General features: G+C 38.9%; 20 protein-coding genes. 13 read left to right on the forward strand and 7 right to left on the reverse strand.

Annotated features, from left to right (window positions below; genetic code table 11):
• Position 1: 1 nt before the first annotated feature.
• The 5 genes from murB to IEX29_RS20220 all read right to left on the reverse strand — a co-directional run bounded on the left by murB (position 2) and on the right by IEX29_RS20220 (position 5679).
• On the reverse strand, positions 2-925 hold the full coding sequence (gene murB, locus IEX29_RS20200) for a UDP-N-acetylmuramate dehydrogenase (protein WP_188736620.1): 924 nt from the start codon (positions 923-925) through the stop codon (positions 2-4).
• A gap of 51 nt (positions 926-976) precedes the next feature.
• Positions 977-1783 carry an alpha/beta fold hydrolase gene (locus IEX29_RS20205; protein WP_188736622.1) on the reverse strand — a complete coding sequence of 269 codons (807 nt, stop codon included), beginning with the start codon at positions 1781-1783 and terminating at the stop codon, positions 977-979.
• Positions 1784-2047: 264 nt separating this feature from the next.
• Positions 2048-3094 (reverse strand): metal-binding protein ZinT, encoded by a 1047-nt coding sequence (locus IEX29_RS20210; protein ID WP_188736624.1) that lies wholly within the window; start codon positions 3092-3094, stop codon positions 2048-2050.
• A 440-nt stretch (positions 3095-3534) separates the two neighbouring features.
• A complete protein-coding gene (locus tag IEX29_RS20215; protein ID WP_188736626.1) occupies positions 3535-4950 on the reverse strand; it encodes an MDR family MFS transporter in 1416 nt (471 codons plus the stop codon).
• A gap of 90 nt (positions 4951-5040) precedes the next feature.
• On the reverse strand, positions 5041-5679 hold the full coding sequence (locus tag IEX29_RS20220; RefSeq protein ID WP_188736628.1) for an NAD(P)-dependent oxidoreductase: 639 nt from the start codon (positions 5677-5679) through the stop codon (positions 5041-5043).
• A gap of 203 nt (positions 5680-5882) precedes the next feature.
• On the opposite strand from IEX29_RS20220, the gene IEX29_RS20225 reads away from it, so the two are divergent.
• On the forward strand, positions 5883-6329 hold the full coding sequence (locus tag IEX29_RS20225) for an Rrf2 family transcriptional regulator (RefSeq protein WP_188736793.1): 447 nt from the start codon (positions 5883-5885) through the stop codon (positions 6327-6329).
• Positions 6330-6473: 144 nt separating this feature from the next.
• Complete coding sequence (locus tag IEX29_RS20230; protein WP_188736630.1) at positions 6474-6653, forward strand: hypothetical protein; 180 nt, start codon at positions 6474-6476, stop codon at positions 6651-6653.
• Positions 6654-6741: 88 nt separating this feature from the next.
• Here the strand turns inward: IEX29_RS20230 and IEX29_RS20235 are convergent, their stop codons facing one another.
• Positions 6742-7176 (reverse strand): universal stress protein, encoded by a 435-nt coding sequence (locus tag IEX29_RS20235; RefSeq protein WP_188736632.1) that lies wholly within the window; start codon positions 7174-7176, stop codon positions 6742-6744.
• A 97-nt stretch (positions 7177-7273) separates the two neighbouring features.
• Entirely contained in the window at positions 7274-8062 is a 789-nt protein-coding gene (locus tag IEX29_RS20240) for a histidinol-phosphatase HisJ family protein (RefSeq protein WP_188736634.1), read from the reverse strand.
• 113 nt (positions 8063-8175) lie between these two features.
• On the opposite strand from IEX29_RS20240, the gene hisZ reads away from it, so the two are divergent.
• From hisZ to IEX29_RS20295, 11 genes are all read left to right on the forward strand, one after another.
• A complete protein-coding gene (gene hisZ / locus IEX29_RS20245; RefSeq protein ID WP_188736636.1) occupies positions 8176-9387 on the forward strand; it encodes an ATP phosphoribosyltransferase regulatory subunit in 1212 nt (403 codons plus the stop codon).
• On the forward strand, positions 9387-10037 hold the full coding sequence (gene hisG / locus IEX29_RS20250; protein WP_188736638.1) for an ATP phosphoribosyltransferase: 651 nt from the start codon (positions 9387-9389) through the stop codon (positions 10035-10037). Before hisZ ends, hisG begins: the two co-directional genes overlap by 1 nt.
• Complete coding sequence (hisD, locus tag IEX29_RS20255) at positions 10018-11322, forward strand: histidinol dehydrogenase (protein ID WP_188736640.1); 1305 nt, start codon at positions 10018-10020, stop codon at positions 11320-11322. The genes hisG and hisD overlap by 20 nt, the downstream gene beginning before the upstream one ends.
• Complete coding sequence (gene hisB, locus IEX29_RS20260; RefSeq protein ID WP_188736642.1) at positions 11309-11893, forward strand: imidazoleglycerol-phosphate dehydratase HisB; 585 nt, start codon at positions 11309-11311, stop codon at positions 11891-11893. The genes hisD and hisB overlap by 14 nt, the downstream gene beginning before the upstream one ends.
• Before the next feature lie 35 nt (positions 11894-11928).
• Positions 11929-12534: an imidazole glycerol phosphate synthase subunit HisH gene (gene hisH / locus IEX29_RS20265; RefSeq protein ID WP_188736643.1), complete on the forward strand. Its 606-nt coding sequence runs from the start codon at positions 11929-11931 to the stop codon at positions 12532-12534.
• Entirely contained in the window at positions 12531-13253 is a 723-nt protein-coding gene (gene hisA / locus IEX29_RS20270) for a 1-(5-phosphoribosyl)-5-[(5-phosphoribosylamino)methylideneamino]imidazole-4-carboxamide isomerase (RefSeq protein WP_188736645.1), read from the forward strand. Before hisH ends, hisA begins: the two co-directional genes overlap by 4 nt.
• Positions 13243-14004, forward strand: coding sequence for an imidazole glycerol phosphate synthase subunit HisF (hisF, locus tag IEX29_RS20275; protein WP_188736647.1), 762 nt, complete (start codon positions 13243-13245; stop codon positions 14002-14004). Before hisA ends, hisF begins: the two co-directional genes overlap by 11 nt.
• Positions 14004-14636, forward strand: a complete 633-nt coding sequence (hisIE, locus tag IEX29_RS20280) for a bifunctional phosphoribosyl-AMP cyclohydrolase/phosphoribosyl-ATP diphosphatase HisIE (RefSeq protein WP_229720314.1) — start codon at positions 14004-14006, stop codon at positions 14634-14636. The genes hisF and hisIE overlap by 1 nt, the downstream gene beginning before the upstream one ends.
• Positions 14629-15687 carry a histidinol-phosphate transaminase gene (gene hisC / locus IEX29_RS20285; RefSeq protein ID WP_188736649.1) on the forward strand — a complete coding sequence of 353 codons (1059 nt, stop codon included), beginning with the start codon at positions 14629-14631 and terminating at the stop codon, positions 15685-15687. Before hisIE ends, hisC begins: the two co-directional genes overlap by 8 nt.
• A gap of 993 nt (positions 15688-16680) precedes the next feature.
• The gene (locus tag IEX29_RS20290; protein ID WP_188736651.1) at positions 16681-17619 is read left to right on the forward strand and encodes an agmatinase family protein; all 939 of its coding nucleotides are present in this window, start codon (positions 16681-16683) and stop codon (positions 17617-17619) included.
• A gap of 173 nt (positions 17620-17792) precedes the next feature.
• Positions 17793-19013 carry an Nramp family divalent metal transporter gene (locus IEX29_RS20295; protein WP_188736653.1) on the forward strand — a complete coding sequence of 407 codons (1221 nt, stop codon included), beginning with the start codon at positions 17793-17795 and terminating at the stop codon, positions 19011-19013.
• The last annotated feature ends 15 nt before the right edge of the window (positions 19014-19028 follow it).

Raw genomic sequence — 19028 nt, forward strand, 5'->3', positions numbered from 1 at the left:
TTTACTCCTCAGCATCCTCACCAATAATCCGCACTTCACGCTCTAACTGCACAGCAAATTTCTCTTTCACTGTCGCCTGCACAAATTGAATTAATGAAATATATTCGGATGCTGTTGCATTATTTTTATTGACAATAAAGCCGGCATGCTTTGTAGAAACCTGTGCTCCACCAATCTGATGTCCTTGAAGATTACTGTCCTGAATCAGTTTTCCTGCAAAAAAACCGGGCGGGCGTTTGAACACACTGCCACAGGATGGATATTCCAATGGCTGCTTGGACTCTCTCTTATATGTAAGATCATCCATGATTTCTTTAATTTCTTCCTTACTTCCGGCTTTTAGAGCAAAGGTTGCTTCTAAAACAATATAGCCGTTGTCCGGGATATTACTTGTACGATAGCTGAGATCCAGCTGTTCTGCAGTTAATGTCAGCAGCTCTCCATCTTTCGTTACAACTACTGTGCTTTCCAGCGCATCTTTAATTTCTCCTCCGTACGCACCTGCATTCATATACAGAGCTCCCCCGACAGAGCCTGGTATTCCACATGCAAATTCCAGCCCTGTAAGCTTTTCTTCCAAAGCAAAACGGGAGGCATCAATAATTCTTGCACCACTTTGAGAGATAACCTTATCCCCTTCTCTCCAAATCGATGCCAGCTGTTGAAGGTTCATAACAATCCCGCGGATACCGCCATCCTTCACGATTAAATTAGATCCATTCCCAAGCATCGTAAATGGTACATTTTCCTGATTGGCAAAGCGGATAATTGCCTGAACTTCCTCATAAGATGATGGTGTGATATAAAAATCTGCTGCACCGCCCAATTTTGTATACGTATGTTCTCTTATCGGCTCATTGATTAATACATTTTCTTTATTTGTATGTTGAATTAATTGATCATAGAGATGATGGTATTTATTCATGCTATCATTCCTTTAATTTGATGAATCCTATACTATTGTAGTTGAATCCAATTAATCTTGCCACAAAAAGCTATAAATCAATTTATCAATTTGCTGGCTTTCATGCATAGCACTGTGTGTCAGCTGCGGATCATCAATAATTGTCTCTTTATAATTTTGTTCTGGTATTATATTCCTTAGCGTTTTTACACTTTCCGGCACGGCAACAGTATCACCTGTACTGGCTATATTGTACACATTAACATCTGCCGGAAACATATTCTCCCGCAATACATTTAGGGCGGGAGAGTCAGGTCTTAAATCATCTGCAGCTTCATCCTGATGTAATTCAAAATAAGCTTCATTATAAATACCATCAAACGGACTGCCGATTGCAACAAGCTTATTTACTGTTGGATAACCATTTAGCGGATACTCCATCGTATACTTCACTGCCAAAATACCACCCATAGAATGGCCTACCAGATTAACCTCTTCCACACGATAGTTTTCCTTCAGGTCGAGAAGCACATTGGCAATCCATTCTGTACTGTCCTGAAAGCTTGCACGGTTGTCTTCCAGAACAATCTGTACAAACGTCGGCGCGTATCTCCCTTTATTTAAATTATAATCAATTATATTACCGTCCTTTTGAACATAGTAAACAAAACCTTTATTTCCCCACTGGTACGTATTTTCAAAGCGGTCAAGCATATATCCAAATGAATTTTCCGTTCCTTTGTAGCCATGTATAAAAACAGTCGGTGCTCCCGTATAATCTTCTGCCTGTGTTTGATTCTTCTGATAGAAATAAAAACCTGAAGCAATACCGGCCACAATTACTATACTCAAAACAAAACCTGCTATCTTCTTACTCATGTATTTCGTTCCCTCGATTTCTTTTGTAAATCTATGTTTGCATCATTGTCAAAAATACATAGCTATTATAACATCCCTATCTTGTTAAGACATCTTTTCAGATGAAGAAAAATTGGCAAGTCAAGCCAAAAAGTGCAGGGCTGTCCTAACTGAAAAAGTGACCGGCATTACGGGCCCATCAAAAATATACACTATTATTTTGGAGTGCAAAAAAAAGCAAATAGAATCTGCTTTTATAAACAGCATTCTATTTGCTTTCACTCATTAATGAGCAATCAGTTCATGAACAATCTCATCCGTATCTAAATCAGATGGATAATATGTCGGCCAATGATCCATTTCCTCTAATAAGTCGGCATTGTCATCTCCCATATACAAATGGAAGTGCCATGATTCACCAGGAGCGATTCCATGGTCGCTGAATTGGATATATGCTGGCAGGTTTTCATCCGCATCTCCTTCTAATTCAAAAATATAACGGACACCGCGGTTTCCAGCTTCATATTCAAGAATTTCATAACTGTCATAGGCATACGTTCCTGTGTGCTCTTCGCCATTTTGGTAAAACGTAATTTCATCCCCTTCAATAACAATACGCTCTACATCTGTTTCATAGCCAGTGGTATAATAATCTTTATATTCATCTGCTGTCATATCGTCACTTTCTTCTGCTTTATGCTCAAATACTTCATCTAAAGAACCATCTTCTAAATATGGATAGATGGATTGCCAATCACCTTCCCAATCAGCCAATGGACGATCTTCTACCTGCTCGTCTTCAAAATATCCTTCATAGATTTGCTGGCTCTCCTCATCATCTCCATGATGGTGATGATGTCCATGCTCATGGTCATCGATTGTAATTTCTGTCACAGGAGATTTGGCAACAGGCTCATGATCGCCATCATAAAGAACGGCAAGAACCTCCTGCCCGTCTACTTCTGCATCACCAATATAAGAGTCCTCATATTGATCTTCTGCCACAACCCATTCCTCTTCAGAAGAATCACGTATGTACCAATGCCAATGATCAAAGTCCTCTTCTGTTACTGCTTCTAATTTAAAAACATCACCTGTATGGTAATGGTCGGATAAACCTTCAATTTGTATATTTTCTGGTACATCATCAAAGGAAACAGCTTCGTCCCCATGATCGTGATCATGCTCTTCTTCATGATTCCCTTCTGCCTCTTCCTGGCTATCTGTTCCTTCCTCCTGACTGTCTGCTTCGTCATTTCCCGATTGACAGCCGGCTATAAATAGAAAACTAAATAAGGCTAAAATAATTCCTAATTGCCAAAACCTCTTCATATAGACACTCCTTTCATTATACGTAATGATTACGTTTCGTAACGATTACGATTTAAATTATACATAGGTGCCTATTAATGGTCAAGAGATTTTTTCCCTATTTAAAAATCTCATTCTGTTTCTAATTGATTTACAAGCTTTATTAGATACTGAGGAGGGTCTATTTTTTACCCTGTTAAATGAAATACTAGAAAGAACATTGAAATCATGTTTTGTCTCTAAAAGCGTAATATTGTCATATTGTATATTATGGAATGAACAAATAAATTGGCATTATGCTCTGCTTCTAATAAGGGGGAGAAAAGCTGAGGACTCTTATGAATCCTCCATTTTCTAAAATCCAACAAAAAGTTGTACACATAAGTTAATAGCTGGCAACTGGTATAATTCCCCAAAAAAACAAACCATTTGCTTTGATATCAGCTAAATTAAATACAATTTCAAGTATATTTGTTTATCTGTTTCTTTTTCACAAATAAAGAGAAAAACAACCCAATTAATGCAAAAGTCATAATAAAAACAAATGTATATTTTGTTCCTGCAGCTAATAATTCTTCAGACGTCGATTCAGGGAATTTATCAACAAACAAATTTTGACCACTAACCATTAGTGTAATGGCGATAACAGTGCCTATTGAACCAGCTATTTGCTGTAAGGTATTCATCACAGCTGAACCATCTGCATAAAGGTTTCTTGGGAGTTGATTTAACCCATTTGTTTGGGCAGGCATAATAATCATCGATATCCCTAAGAACAATATCATGTATGCTGTAACTACTTGCCAAATGGGGGTAGTAGCTGTAATAGTTAAAACAAAAGATAGATTCGCTACAAACACTAGAAAGAAACCTAATATTAAAAATTTCTTCGCACCAAATTTATCAAACAATGAACCGACAATTGGTGACATAAGTGCATTTAAAACATTACCTGGCAGTAACATTAATCCAGCCATTGCTGCACTAAAAAGTAAAGCGCCCTTTAAATACATTGGTAATAGAATTCCAGTAGATAGAATGACAAGCATTCCTAGAAATAATAAGACAGTTCCTAATGTGAACATTGGATATTTAAAAACGCTTAAATTCATCATTGGTTCAGTCATTTTGAATTGACGCCATACAAATATTACAAGTGCCAATATACCTGTTAATAGTGGTAATAACACAAGCAATGAAGAAAGTGATTTTTCAGCCATTGTACTAAGTGCGTAAATAAATAGACCAAAACCAATAGTCGATAAGAAAATAGATATGAAATCAATTTTTGGTTTTGTAATGTCTGATACATTTTCAATTTTTGATACTCCAAAAATCAAAAGTAATAAATAAAAAACGAAGCTAATCCAAAAAATATAGCTCCAATGGAGTGCTGTCACAATAAAACCAGAAAGTGTCGGACCAATTGCTGGAGCTGTTGTAATAACAAGTCCCATCATTCCCATAACAATTCCCCGGCGGTGCATTGGGAAAATTAATAAGATAACATTCATCATAAGTGGTAATATTATCCCCGTTCCCATAGCTTGAATAACTCGTCCCATTAATAACATTTGAAAATTTGTTGAGATTCCAGCAAAAATTGTACCTATAATTGAAAGGATCAATCCTGCAATAACTAATTTTCTTGTTGAAAACCACTTTATTAGGAGTGCAGATATCGGTACTAAAACCCCTAATGTTAATAAATACCCTGTTGTTAACCATTGTACTGTTGCGGGAGAAATTGAAAATTCGTCCATAATATTTGAAAGTGCCATATTTAACGCTGTCTCACTAAATAACCCTACAAATGCGCCAGCAATTAACACAAACGCCATCGTTTTAGGTTTTTTTACTTGAATATGATTTTCCATAAAAAAATTCCTTTCATAAAGAAACCAGTCTGAATAATAAAGTTCGATTAGAACTCTAATCGAACCTTACTTTGAGACTGTAATCCTTAACTATTCGTTTTCACCGACAACAGTAAAACGCTCATTTATATGCTGTGGATTTTCAATTTCATCTAAAATTGCAATTGCGTAATCAGCGTAACTGATATAGCTTTCCCCTTTTGAATTGAAAAGAAGTTGATCTTTTCCTACTTTATAAGCGCCTGTTCTTTTTCCTTCTGCGTCGAATACAAGAGCAGGGCTAATAAATGTCCAATTAATACCGGTGGTTTCCTGTAACTCTTGTAAGTTTCGTATTTGTCCTCTCGATGTTGGTTTACCGAATTCTGGAATACTAAGTGTATCAACTACCTTTGTAGTTTTACTATCATCAACATAAAGACCACCGGCACCACCGACAATAATGGCCCTTGTATCCGTTCCCTTTAGTGCCTCAATTAAAGCGTGTCCGGCATCTACATGTATTTGTTCTTCTCCAAGCGGAGCACCAAAAGCATTTACGACTACATCCAACTGCTTCATATCATCTTGTTTAAGGTCTAATATATTTTTTTCAATTACTGCAACATTCGTATCTTTAAGTTTTGATTTATTCCTTACTATCGCTGTTACTTGATGTCCTCTATTAACTGCTTCCTTCAAAATCAGATTACCTGCTCTTCCGCTTGCACCAATAACTCCAATTTTCATAACAAAATCCTCCTTGTAATAAAATATCACTTGTAACAATATCAGTTACTTGTAATTATTATAGTTACAAGTAGAATGAATGTCAATTAAAGTAGAAAATTTTACTTTGGTTATTCTTTTAAGTTATAATAAACTTGTAACCAGTTAAGTTACATGGCGAAATAATAATTCATTTTTATAAAAAAATAAAGAGGTGAGTGAATATGCCAATCAGCAGTAGATTTGCTGTTGGGATTCATATATTAACACTAATTGAAGTAGAAAAAGATAAAGTAATCTCCTCTGAATCTTTAGCAAAGAGTGTTAATACAAACCCAGCTGTTATCAGAAAGATTATGGGAATGCTAAAAAAAGCAGGATTAATAAATATACAGCCAGGTATTGCCGGGGCACAGCTTGCAAAAGATTTCTCTAAAATTACATTACTTGATGTTTATAAAGCAGTTAACGTTGTCAAAGATAAAGAGCTTTTTGCTGTTCATGAAAACCCAAACCCTGATTGTATTGTTGGCAAGAACATCCAACACTCTATTGAACAATACTTTTTCAGTGCCCAAACAGCTTTGGAGAAGGTTCTAGAAGATGTGACCATTGAAGATGTAGTAAAGGATATTACTGAAAAAAGAGAAGGTCAATGGTTAAATGAATGACTAATGTAACCAGAAAAACTTCGATTCGTTTTAAAATTAAAAACTAAGAGGTCGGGACAAAAGTTAGTGTTTAATTCCAAAACGGAACAATGCACAAACGTAGCGCAGGAAATATACGTAGACTCCTGTGGGAGGAAGGCATCGATGGGACATCACAGTGCATCAGCACAAGGAGGCTCACCTGGTACTGCGATGACTTGTACCACCAAGACCGTAGCTGCCCTCGGAAAGCGAAGTATATTTCCGAAGCGGAAACTCGCTCAATCTATGTTTGGAATTTGCCAAGTTAAAATACTTCTGTCCCTGCCACTTTTTAATGTATAAAGATTAAGAAACACCTTAAAGCAAGAAAATCTAAAGCTATCATGATTAACTATTAAAATAAGCTTTAGATTTTCTTCTCCTTCTTAATTTATTTGACAACCAGCACTTTACACTGCGCCTGATGAACAATTTGGCTGCTGACGCTACCCAGGAAGAATCTTCCTACTCCTCCCAGCCCCCGGCTGCCTAGAACAATTAATTCTACTTCATTTTCTTTTGCATAATCAATTAGTTGTGAAGCTGGATTACGGAAGGTATAATCCATCAGAATATCTGTTTTACACTTAATCCCCGTTTCCTCCAGCTCCTCACGAAAACTTTCAATAGCTGGACGGGCTTCTTCAGCCAAATCGTTCATAAAACTGCGGGCAAGAGCCACATTTACAGTTGGTCCGCCATTTGAAATAACAGTTACGACATGCAGGACAGCTTTCTCTGCAAGCTCAACCTGTTTTTTTGCTTCTTCTACTGCTTTTCTGCTAAGGTCGGATCCGTCATAAGCTACTAAAATATTAAAACTCATTACTATTCCTCCCCAATTCATATTTTCTTCCTATTTATATCGTAACATATCCCTTTAAAAACGTTTACAGATTTATAATAATGTTGAAAAGGCGCCATTATTTAATGGAATGATAATGAACCTCTTCTCCATTGATACTGCTTATATAGGAAAAGCCGGCATCTGTCAGTATTTCCTTTGCTTCCTTAAAATGAGCAGCAATTTCTTCCGGCCGGTGCGCATCAGATCCCAATGTGATAATCTCTCCGCCAAGCTCACGATATATCCGCAATATATTTTTACTTGGCAGCGGAGCATCCATGCCATATTTATAGCCGGATGTGTTTAACTCAATTCCTTTGCCCTCCGAGATAACTAATTTTAATATTTCTTCTATAATATCTGTCGGCAAATGCTCCAGTCCCCCGGATGCGTATCTGCTGACCAAATCAAGATGGCCCAGTATATGATAGTTTTTAAAATTCTTTAAGCACGCATAGTATTCTTCAAAATAAACACGGTATGCTTCATCGATGGTTCTATCCTCAAAAAATTCACCTGAGTGTAAATCCTGTCCATTCGTTGCATGCATAGAACAAATGATAAATTCTGGCTTCAATTGGTCAATAAATTCGGACGTCTCCTTAAGCACATGCGGTTGTATGCCAACTTCAATCCCTTTACGTATTTGAATTTTATCTTGATATTTCTCCCGTAAACCTTCTAATTTTTTTTGATAAGCTTCCGGATCAAAACTGAAATCCCATTCCTCATCCGGATAGTCCACATCTAAATGCTCGGTAAATGCAATTTCTTTAAGCCCCTTTTTAATCGCTTCCTGAATCATATCCTCCATTGGTGCATCACAATCTGCAGAGAAGCTTGAGTGCATATGAAAATCATACATAAAAGTTGAACTCCTTTCATTGACTTTTTTTCTGAACATTATTATAATACTAAATAACTTTAATTAGATAAAGCACTAAATTAATAAAGCGTTTAAAATAGAAGGAGAATTTTATGAGAAATAAACAATTGCTTCATTCCATGTTCTACCCGAAACAATACGCTAAAAAACGTCATGTTATCCATAAATTAACCAACCGGTTCACAAAATTCGGTTATCAGCAGGTGGAGACACCTGTTTTTGAGGATTATGATTTATATAATGATGTCCAGGGGACGGTTAATACAGCTGACATGCTAAAGCTGATTGATCCATCTGGAAAAGTGCTTGTTCTGCGTCCTGATGCAACCATCCCAATTGCCAGACACTATACCCGCCTGCAGGAGAAGGTGGCATCAGGCCGTCTGTCTTATGTGCTTGATATTTTTCGTTCTACTTTAGAGGAGCGTTCCCGCACCCAGGCAGGCGTAGAGCTGTTCGAAGAACGCACACCTGAAGCGGATGCTGAACTGATTGCATTAGCTGTTACAAGTTTAAAAGAATTAGAAATTCCTTCTTTTAAAATAGAAATTGGCCATGCGACTTTTTATAAAGAATTATTAAGAGAAGCCAATCTTAACGCTATGCAGCAGAAACAGCTGGATCAATATATTCAATCCAAAAACATCTCTGAAATTGTTCCTTTTTTAAAAGACCTGGATTTAGATGCTTCTTTAATCGAGAAGCTTCGAAAAATTCCTATGCTGTACGGCGATGCAAGTCTGGTTATCGATGAAGCAGAGAATATTATCACAACAGACCGCATGCGTGAAGAGCTCGACTATCTGTCAAAAGTGTATCAGCTTCTTAAAGACTATCAGGTTGATTCTTACATTTCAATTAACCTTGGACTGATTAACCATATGAATTATTATTCCGGGATTATATTTCAGGGATTTGCAGAAGGTCTGGGGCAGCCAATTATGATGGGAGGACGCTACGATTATCTGAGCCGCTCCTTTTACCGGGAAATGCCCGCCATCGGCTTTGCCTTTGAGGTGGATTTACTGGTTGACTTACTCTCCGGTGATTTTACAGAAGAAGAGATTATCGAGCTTCGTTATGAAGCTTCTGAACGCCGGCGTGCATTTCAGCTTGCTGAAGCATTAAGGACAGCAAATTATACAGTCATTTCCAAATCTGCTAAAGAGGACGAGGAACTCTCTGATTCACCGGGAATATTCGTAAATATTGAAAAATTAGTATATAGTAAACAAAAAGAACAAAGGGAATTTAAAACAGAACAGGAATTACTAGATTGGTATTTAAGAAAGGACGTTGAATAATGCAGCCCGTAACAATCGCTTTAGCAAAAGGACGTCCTGCTAAGCAATCCATTGATTTATTAGAAGCAGCAGGAATCCATTTCGAAGATTTTCATGAAAAAACACGTAAGCTTGTTTTTTTCAATAAAGATAAAACATTACGATTAATATTTTTAAAAGGGATGGATGTCCCTATTTATGTAGAAAAAGGTGCTGCCGATATCGGTATTGTCGGCAGAGATAATATCATCGAAACAGAGGCGGATGTTTACGAAATCCTTGATTTAGGGATTGGGAAATGTAAATTCTCTGTCGCCGGGAAAAAAGGTGTCTCTCTTCCTGATAATCAATCTTTAACGATTGGCACCAAATATCCGAATATCGCTAAAAACTTTTTTGACAAGCGCAATCAGACGATTGAAACCGTGCATCTCAATGGCTCTGTTGAACTGGCGCCATTAATTGGTCTGGCGGATTACATCGTTGACATTGTTGAGACAGGAAATACGCTGCATGAAAATGGATTGGAAATATTAGCAGATATCGAAACTATCAGCACGAAATTCATTGTGAATAAAGCCAGCTTTGTAACACGGTCAAAAGAAATTCAGGATGTACTAAAAAAATTGGAACAGGTTGTGAGTGAGGAAAATGCAAATTCTCCGTTATGAAACATATAAACAAAATGTAGCAAATACAGAAAAAGCAACGCAGACGATACAGCAAAATTTAGATGAGCAGGTTTTGGACATTATCCGTGCTGTGCAAAAGCGTGGCGATGAAGCAGCACTTGTATATACTAAGAAATTTGATAAGGCTGATGTCACCTCACTCTCCGTCTCAGAGGAAGAGTGGAATAACGCTTTTAATAGTATAAAAACAGAACAGCCGGCACTTTTTGAAGCATTAACAGCTGCTGCTGAAAATATACGGCAGTACCAGCAAAAAACAAAAGAAGAAGGCTTTCAATTCAGCCCGCAGCCAGGTATTCAGCTGGGACAAAAAATTACACCGCTCGATCGTGTCGGTGTCTATGTACCGGGAGGAAAAGCCAGCTATCCCTCCACTGTATTGATGGATGTTATTCCAGCTGTCGTTGCCGGTGTAGAGCAGGTTGTCATTACAACTCCACCCCGGCCCGATGGAAGCCTGGACCCTGCCGTTCTTACAGCAGCCAAAATCGCCGGTGCAACTGGTGTTTACAAAATTGGTGGAGCCCAAGCAGTCGCTGCTTTAGCCTATGGAACAGAGAGCCTGCCTAAAGTGGATAAGATTGTCGGACCGGGAAATGCCTTTGTCGCCCGTGCGAAAAAATGGGTATTTGGCGATGTTGCTATTGATATGATTGCCGGTCCAAGTGAAATCTGCGCCTTCGCGGATAATACCGTTCCTCCTTCCTATGTTGCCGCCGATTTATTATCACAGGCAGAGCATGCCGAGGACGCTACCTCGATTTGTGTGACCACAGATGCTGACTATGCAGAAGAAGTACAGAAAGAGGTCGAACGGCAAATCCCATTACTGGAGCGCGCAGCTATTATCCGTGAATCGATTCAGGCAAATGGAAAAATTATTATTTGCGATGATGAGGATCAAGCGATGGAACTTATTAATTCCATTGCTCCGGAGCATCTGCAATTAATGGGAGCAGGAGCCGAAAAGCAAGTTGAAAAAGTAAAGCATGCCGGGGCTATTTTTATCGGGCCATATTCGAGCGAGCCTTTGGGAGACTATTTTGCAGGTCCTAACCATACCCTGCCGACAAACGGGACAGCACGTTTTTCTTCCCCGCTCGGTGTATATGATTTCATGAAAAAATCAAGCACCATTCATTATTCAAAAGAACGGCTGCTGGATTATGCAGATACCATTATTACCATCGCAGAGGCGGAAGGTCTTACTGCCCACGCGAATGCTATTCGGATTCGAAAGGAGAATAACGATGCGTCAAGCTGAAAAAAAACGTCAAACAAAGGAAACAAGTATAGCTCTTGCTCTTAACTTAGATGGAGAAGGAAAATCTGAATTAAAAACAGGGGTCGGCTTTTTAGATCATATGCTTACTCTCTTCACCAAACATGGTGGACTGGATTTGCAGGTTGCATGTGATGGAGATTTAGAGGTCGATCAGCATCATACAGTAGAAGATATTGGTATTGTGCTTGGCCAGGCATTTAATGAAGCATTAGGAACAAAGGAGAGTATTAAACGCTATGCCACTGCCACAACACCAATGGATGAGTCTCTCTCTTCTGTTTCTATCGATATCAGCGGCCGCTCCTTTTTAGTTTACCGGGTAGACGGTCTGAAGGATAAAGTAGGGAATTTTGATACGGAATTAGTTGAAGAATTTCTGATCGGTTTTACCAGCCACGCAAAAGTTACACTTCATGTCGAGGTTTTATATGGAACAAATACACACCATATGATTGAATCGATTTTCAAAGGATTGGGCAGAGCAATCCGCGAAGCCGTATCCATTGATCCGACAATAAAAGGCGTACCTTCTACCAAAGGAAGTCTTTAATAACGCTTATCTATCTTTTTAAAGGAGCCCAGCATATGATTGCCATTATTGATTACGGTGCAGGAAATATCAAAAGCCTGCAGTTTGCATTAGATAAATTAGGAAAAACCTCCAAGCTGACAATGGATCCGGAAGAAATTAATCAGGCTGATTCCATTATCCTTCCCGGTGTTGGTGCCTTTAAGGATGCCATGGAAGCATTACAACGCTATCAGCTGGATACTATTTTGAAAGAAGAAGCGGCAAATGGCAAGCCTATTTTAGGAATCTGTCTCGGCATGCAGCTTTTTTATGAATTCAGTGAAGAAAATGGCGGCTGTACTGGCCTTGGTTTCCTGTCCGGTTCTGTGAAACGTATTTCTGACAAAGTAAAGGTTCCACATATGGGCTGGAATATTCTCCAATCAGATCAGCCCGGCACCTTATTAAATCATCTTGGCGATGAGCCATATGTCTATTTTGTTCATTCATACGCCGTGGATGACCTGGATGAGAATACACTGGTAGCAAGCGCTGATTATGGTGGACGTGTGCCAGCGATTGTACAGAACAAAAATATAACAGGCATGCAATTTCATCCGGAAAAAAGCGGCGATGCCGGAATTGCATTATTGAAAAATTATGAGGAGTCGATTTCATGATTATTTTTCCAGCAATTGATGTAAAGGATGGAAACTGTGTACGTTTGAAACAAGGGGATTATAATCAGCAGACTACTTATAACAACTCCCCCGTAGAAACAGCAAAAAAATGGCAAGAGGCTGGCGGAACCTTCCTTCATATGGTTGATTTAGATGGCGCCAAAACCGGGAATGCAAAAAATAAAGCAGTCATTTTAGAAACCATTCAGGCTTTATCCATTCCGGTAGAGGTCGGTGGCGGTATCCGTTCTTTAGATACTATTAAAGAATATGTAAAAGGCGGTGCTGCACGGGTTATCCTCGGCACCTCTGCTATCACGGACTGGGACTTGCTTACAGAAGCAATCAGATTATATGGTGATAAAATTGCTGTGTCTCTCGATGCGCGTAATGGCTATGTTGCGACCGATGGCTGGACAAAAGACAGCGATACAAAAGCAGCTGACCTTGCAAAAAAATTGGAAGCAGCCGGTTTAAAAACGATTGTATATACAGATATTTTAAAGGATGGTATGCTGCGCGGTCCAAATCTCGAAGAATTAAAAGCGATGCAGAAAGCTACTAATATGAATATTATTGCCTCTGGAGGCGTTTCCCGTAAAGAGGATGTTACCAATCTTCAGGCACTCGGCCTTTACGGAGCGATTATCGGGAAAGCTCTGTATGACGGAACCATCCAGCTGGAAGATGTTGTAAAGGAGGATAATCATGCTCGCTAAACGAATTATCCCCTGCCTTGATGTGGACAAGGGCCGTGTTGTGAAAGGAAAGAAATTTCAAGATATCAAGGATGTTGCTAATCCGGTTGAATTGGCTGCCCGCTATAACCGAGAAGGAGCAGATGAGCTTGTATTTTATGATATTACTGCCTCCAATGAAGAGCGTAATATCTTCTTAGACGTTGTGGAGCAGGTCGCCCGTGAAATCGCAATACCATTTATGGTCGGCGGAGGTATCCGCACAATAGAAGATATTCACAGTGTTCTTCATGCAGGCGCCGATAAAGTGTCCGTAAACAGTGCTGCCGTACAGCGTCCAGAGTTAATTAAGGAATCCTCCGACAAGTTCGGAAGCCAATGTATTGTTCTTTCCATTGATGCAAAAAAAACATCAGATGGTGATTATCACGTATTCATCAACGGCGGCAGAAAGGATACAGGAATGGATGCAATCGAATGGGCAAAACAAGGTGAAGCGCTCGGAGCGGGAGAGCTTGTTGTAAATGCTATGGATTCTGACGGCGAGAAAAAAGGTTATCAAATTGAATTAACAAAGAAAATTGCAGATGCAGTAAACATCCCTGTTATCGCCAGTGGCGGTGCAGGTAAATATGAGCATTTTTCAGAGGTTTTTGCAGAAGGAATTGATGCAGCACTTGCCGCATCTGTCTTTCATTACGAGGAGATTCCAATTCCGGAATTAAAAGAATATTTATCCTCACAAGGAATCCCAATGAGGAGGAGAGCATAATGGATATTTCAATAAAATACGATGACAATGGACTGATCCCGGCTATCGTTCAGGACTATGCAACAGGAGAAGTATTAACCTTAGCCTACATGAATGAGGTTTCCTTAACAAAAACATTAGAAACCGGTGAAACATGGTTCTATTCCCGAAGCCGCGAGGAGCTGTGGAATAAAGGGGAAACCTCCGGTAATAAACAGCTGGTTAAAAAGATAAAGGTTGATTGTGATCAGGATGCTTTAGTAGTTCAGGTTCAGCCATTGGGACCAGCCTGCCATAAAGGCACAACCGCCTGCTTTGAAAATACCTTATTAGAAAACGAGAAGCCTTTATTCTCTATGATTCATGAGCTTACCGGCAAGATTAAAGACCGCAAAGAGAATCCGCAAGAAGGTGCTTATACTACTTACCTGTTTGATAAAGGGCTTGATAAAATCCTGAAAAAAATCGGCGAAGAATCTACCGAGGTAGTTATCGGGGCCAAAAATAATGATAAAGAAGAATTAACAAATGAGTTAGCTGATTTATTATATCACTCGCTTGTTTTAATGGAAAATCAAGGAGTTACAACCAAAGACATTAAACAGATATTAAATGAGCGTCATATTGAAAAAGAGGGACAGCATCGTGAGTAAATTCTGGAATCCATTAATCAAACAGCTGGAGCCTTATGTTCCTGGAGAGCAGTTAGATGACCCTGCCATTATCAAATTAAATACAAATGAAAATCCCTTTCCGCCATCTCCTAAAGTGCTGGAGGCGATTCAAGAAGAGTCTGTAAAATTACAGCTCTACCCTTCCCCTAGTGTGGATGAGCTTCGAGAGGAAATCGCCAGTTATTATAGCTTGAAAAAGGAGCAGGTTTTTGTCGGCAACGGATCTGATGAAGTGCTTGCCTTCAGTTTTATGACCTTTTTTGAACCGGGCAAAACGATAAAATATCCTGATATCACCTACAGCTTCTATCCGGCTTTTGCAAAGCTTTATCAGCTGGATGTGGAAGAAGTTCCTTTAGGGGACGATTTCAGCCTGCCTGTCGAAGCCTTCTTTCAATCTGAGGGCGGAGTTATTTTTCCTAATCCAAACGCCCCGAGCAGCCTTTATGTAAAAATGGGGGCGATTGAAGAAATCTTAAAAAACAATCCTGATCAAGTGGTGATTATTGATGAAGCTTATGTCGATTTCGCAGAAGCTTCTGCTGTTTCGCTGATTGACAGCTATCCAAATCTGCTTGTTGTGCAAACCTTATCCAAGTCCCGTTCCCTGGCCGGATTACGGGTCGGTTTGGCCTTGGGGCATCCGGATTTGATTGAAGGATTAACCCGGGCAAAGGATTCCTTTAACTCCTATACGATGGATCGGTTAGCTATCGTTGGAGCAATGGAAGCATTTAAGGATACAGCTTATTTCGAAAAAACAAAGCAGGAAATTATTACAGTAAGAGAATATTTTCGTCAGGAATTGGAGAAAAGGAATTTCTATGTCCTCCCTTCTCAAACCAATTTTGTCCTTGCTTCTCCCGCTGATATTGAAGCAGAGAAGCTATTTACTCAATTGAAGCAGGAAGGTTTCCTTATCCGTTATTTTAATCAGCCAAAGCTGGAAAACTATGTGCGAATTTCAATCGGAACAAAGGAACAAATGAATAAGCTTCTGGACGCAATCGATAAAATTATTGAAAATTAATCTATCTGAACAAGTTAAATACTCAACTTTCGCACTAAGAATAAACAATCATGCTGGTGTTTCAAATGGTTTTTAGCAGTTCAAATCATGACAGCATGAATAATTCATATCGATTGCTTTCATGCACCCAAAATAAGGATTGCTGAGCATATTTACCATGCAACACGAAAAATTTGTTCTGTCAGATCTGTCTTTTATTTGTTCAATTATTTCAGTATAGAATACCCTGCTAGCGGAGGCGGACCGTTTTGACTCCTGAGGGATTAGCACCATCTGAAGATCCACTTTTGCCAAGTGTTCTTCTTGGCAAAAGTTAGCTGAAGAGCGTGCCCCTAGGAAAGCAAAACGGTCCGCCGTAGCGGTCACTTTACACTTTATCTTCCATCTTTGTCAACAGATATATGGAAGAAATGATCAACCCCTGTTCCTATGGATAGGAAGTTACTTTTTAAAGTGCAAAAGTTGAGTTAAATAGATTAGCAGAAAGCTGTTAGATATTTCTAGCAGCTTTCTTTTATAAAAAATCATAAAGTGGTTGTATAAATTTTCGCAATTATTATAATGAAACTAAGACCATACTCACTTACTGAATATGATCGTTATGCTTTACCTGTTAAAAAGTCCTGGTTTCCATCTATGAAATTAGCATATACTAATACGTTCTCTCAATATTCATTCTATCTCATATAATTTAAAATCAGCTGATTTATTATGTCAGATTTCTTGACATGAATCTATTATTTCCATTATTATTTAGGCGTCAGCTAAGATTATTTCTGCCCAAACAGAATTATCTTTTTTCTGATTTTTATGTAATTGGATTATAGAATAGATTCTCTTACAGGAAAGCAGAAATAAATAAGGTTTCATGGTGGGTATTGTATATTCATTACGTGTCAGGCACGCAATGAATAATTTATAAAGAGAGATATTAGTTTATTCAGAAATACCACCAGGGAGAGTTCGCAACCATACTAGATGAGGAGGATTATAATGAACTCGAATATTTACGGTAATACACCGCCTTTGCTAGGCGCAAAAAATCTGACAAGTACAAAAGACTATGATACAGATGTATTAATTTATGGTGTTCCATGGGAGGGTGCTTGTACATGGGGAGACTATACCGGATGTGAGCTTGGTCCAAAACAGATTAGACTGTCCTCAGCCAGATATAGCACATATCTGCCGGAATTAGACCATATTAATGTAGAAGACCATTTAAGCTTAGGGGATGTCGGTGATGTCAGCATCGTTCCTCATGATGTCCCGGAAACAATGAATCGAATTGAGGAATTTGCAAAAAACCTGTGGAAGAGCGGGAAGTTTCTTGTAGGACTTGGCGGAGACCACGGCGTTACTTACCCTATTATCAAAGGTCTGACGAATACCGGTAAGAAAGTCGGCATTATTCATCTTGATTCTCATTATGACAATATGCCGCATCATGACGGAGACAAGTTTGCACGAAGCACTCCTTTTATGCGCTTGTATGAAACAGAAGGTGTACGTAATGAAAGCTTAATTCATACAGGGATTAAAGGGCCCCGCAACAAGCCGGAAACAGGAAAGTATGCTAAAGAGGCCGGTGCTGTAACAATAACGATTAATGATATCCGGGAACAAAAGGATTTAAAGAAATATGCGAATGAAATATATGAGATGGCTTCTAAAGATGTAGATGTTGTCTACTTGACTATTTGCAGTGATGTACTTGATTTTGCATTCAATCCAGGCGGACCGGTTGACGGAAACGGGTTAACTTCCTACGAGCTTCTTACCATGATTTATGAATTTGGTAAACGCGGACTTTGCGGAATGGATTTTGTAGAAGTATATCCTCAGCAGGATTTCAATCAAAATTCATCCCACTTTGTGTCCACAGCAGTGTTGTACGTACTGGCAGGACATGTTCATGGCGGACACGCATAAAAACCTGGCATTCGCTAAGCTTTTAATTGAATACTTTAGCCGCGGCTGCGATTACCCGCCCATGAATGAAAACTATTGGACTTGTGTAAACCGGAAAGCTTAACACTTTCCGGTTTACTAAATAAATAATAAGGGAACTCTCCTTATTAATTACAAACAAAGGAGGAGTTAACTTGGCTCAGTCAAAATTTGTTGAGAAGCTCAAAATTATCGGCCCAGGCGCTATTATTACCGCTTCTTTTATTGGACCAGGTACAGTAACTACAGCAACACGGGCAGGAGCAGGATTTGGATTTGCACTATTATGGGCAGTTATCTTTTCGATTATAGCTACTATTATTCTGCAGGAGATGGTAGCCAGAATTGGAATTGTAACAAAGCAAGGACTAGGGGAAAACATCAGGGAATTATTTCAAAATCAAATTCTAAAATTCGCAGCGGTATGGATTGTCCTTATTGCAGTTTGTGTGGGTTGTGCTGCATATATAAGCGGTGACCTATTAGGAACCTCACTGGGTATTTCTTATTTAACCGGTATATCTGAAAATTATGTTGCGCCAATTGTCGGAATTATTATTTTAATCCTCAATCTAATTGGCGGATATAAATTTATAGAAAAAATAATGATTGTCTTAATTGCTGTCATGAGTATAACATTTATCACAACTATGTTTGTTGCAGGGCCTGATATTTTAGATCTGTTTAAAGGAGCTTTCATTCCTACTATTCCAGAGGGATCTATTCTGATGATTATTGCTTTAATTGGTACGACCGTTGTTCCCTATAACTTCTTTATTCATGCGTCTACTGTCGGAGAAAAATGGAACAGCACCAATGATTTGAAAGCAGTAAGAGCAGATACAATAATCTCTATTACCGTAGGAGGAATTATTACAGCCGCTATTTTAATTACAGCTGGAGCATTAATTCAAGGTACAGAGGTTACAAGCGTGGTTCAGCTTGCATCGCCCTTACAGCCTTTGATGGGAGATTTAGCACCGCTGTTTATCAGTATTGGTCTTTTTGCTGCCGGTTTTTCTTCAGCGATTGCGTCCCCAATGGGAGCTGCTGTTACTGTCAGCAGTTTTATGAGATGGGAAGGCGGATTCTCCAATAAAAAATATAAAACTGTTTTCAGCGTGGTTATTATTTTCGGTATCATCACCTCAGGACTTGGTTTTGAGCCTTTAGAGGTGTTGCTTGTTGCTCAGGCACTGAATGGACTGATTTTACCGCTTATTGCAATACTAATTATGATTGTTGTCAATAAGAAAAACGCAATGGGTAAATACGTAAATGCGCTTTGGTTAAATATTATCGGCTGGCTTGTAACAGCTGTAGTAATATTCCTCGGTACATACAGCCTTGTAGATGCAATTCGCGGCTTTTTATAAAGAAAAACTTTCTTA

Origin of the sequence: Oceanobacillus neutriphilus, from assembly GCF_014645515.1 — a bacterium.
Taxonomy (GTDB): Bacteria; Bacillota; Bacilli; order Bacillales; family Amphibacillaceae; genus Oceanobacillus; species Oceanobacillus neutriphilus.

Coding starts and splice junctions, on each gene's coding strand:
- IEX29_RS20230 (WP_188736630.1), top strand. CDS start 6,474: ATGGGACATCACAGTGCATCAGCACAAGGAGGCTCACCTGGTACTGCG.
- hisF (WP_188736647.1), top strand. CDS start 13,243: ATGCTCGCTAAACGAATTATCCCCTGCCTTGATGTGGACAAGGGCCGT.
- hisZ (WP_188736636.1), top strand. CDS start 8,176: ATGAGAAATAAACAATTGCTTCATTCCATGTTCTACCCGAAACAATAC.
- hisIE (WP_229720314.1), top strand. CDS start 14,004: ATGGATATTTCAATAAAATACGATGACAATGGACTGATCCCGGCTATC.
- IEX29_RS20225 (WP_188736793.1), top strand. CDS start 5,883: ATGCCAATCAGCAGTAGATTTGCTGTTGGGATTCATATATTAACACTA.
- hisD (WP_188736640.1), top strand. CDS start 10,018: ATGCAAATTCTCCGTTATGAAACATATAAACAAAATGTAGCAAATACA.
- IEX29_RS20215 (WP_188736626.1), bottom strand. CDS start 4,950: ATGGAAAATCATATTCAAGTAAAAAAACCTAAAACGATGGCGTTTGTG.
- IEX29_RS20210 (WP_188736624.1), bottom strand. CDS start 3,094: ATGAAGAGGTTTTGGCAATTAGGAATTATTTTAGCCTTATTTAGTTTT.
- IEX29_RS20220 (WP_188736628.1), bottom strand. CDS start 5,679: ATGAAAATTGGAGTTATTGGTGCAAGCGGAAGAGCAGGTAATCTGATT.
- hisG (WP_188736638.1), top strand. CDS start 9,387: ATGCAGCCCGTAACAATCGCTTTAGCAAAAGGACGTCCTGCTAAGCAA.
- IEX29_RS20205 (WP_188736622.1), bottom strand. CDS start 1,783: ATGAGTAAGAAGATAGCAGGTTTTGTTTTGAGTATAGTAATTGTGGCC.
- IEX29_RS20290 (WP_188736651.1), top strand. CDS start 16,681: ATGAACTCGAATATTTACGGTAATACACCGCCTTTGCTAGGCGCAAAA.
- murB (WP_188736620.1), bottom strand. CDS start 925: ATGAATAAATACCATCATCTCTATGATCAATTAATTCAACATACAAAT.
- hisA (WP_188736645.1), top strand. CDS start 12,531: ATGATTATTTTTCCAGCAATTGATGTAAAGGATGGAAACTGTGTACGT.
- IEX29_RS20235 (WP_188736632.1), bottom strand. CDS start 7,176: ATGAGTTTTAATATTTTAGTAGCTTATGACGGATCCGACCTTAGCAGA.
- hisH (WP_188736643.1), top strand. CDS start 11,929: ATGATTGCCATTATTGATTACGGTGCAGGAAATATCAAAAGCCTGCAG.
- IEX29_RS20240 (WP_188736634.1), bottom strand. CDS start 8,062: ATGTATGATTTTCATATGCACTCAAGCTTCTCTGCAGATTGTGATGCA.
- hisB (WP_188736642.1), top strand. CDS start 11,309: ATGCGTCAAGCTGAAAAAAAACGTCAAACAAAGGAAACAAGTATAGCT.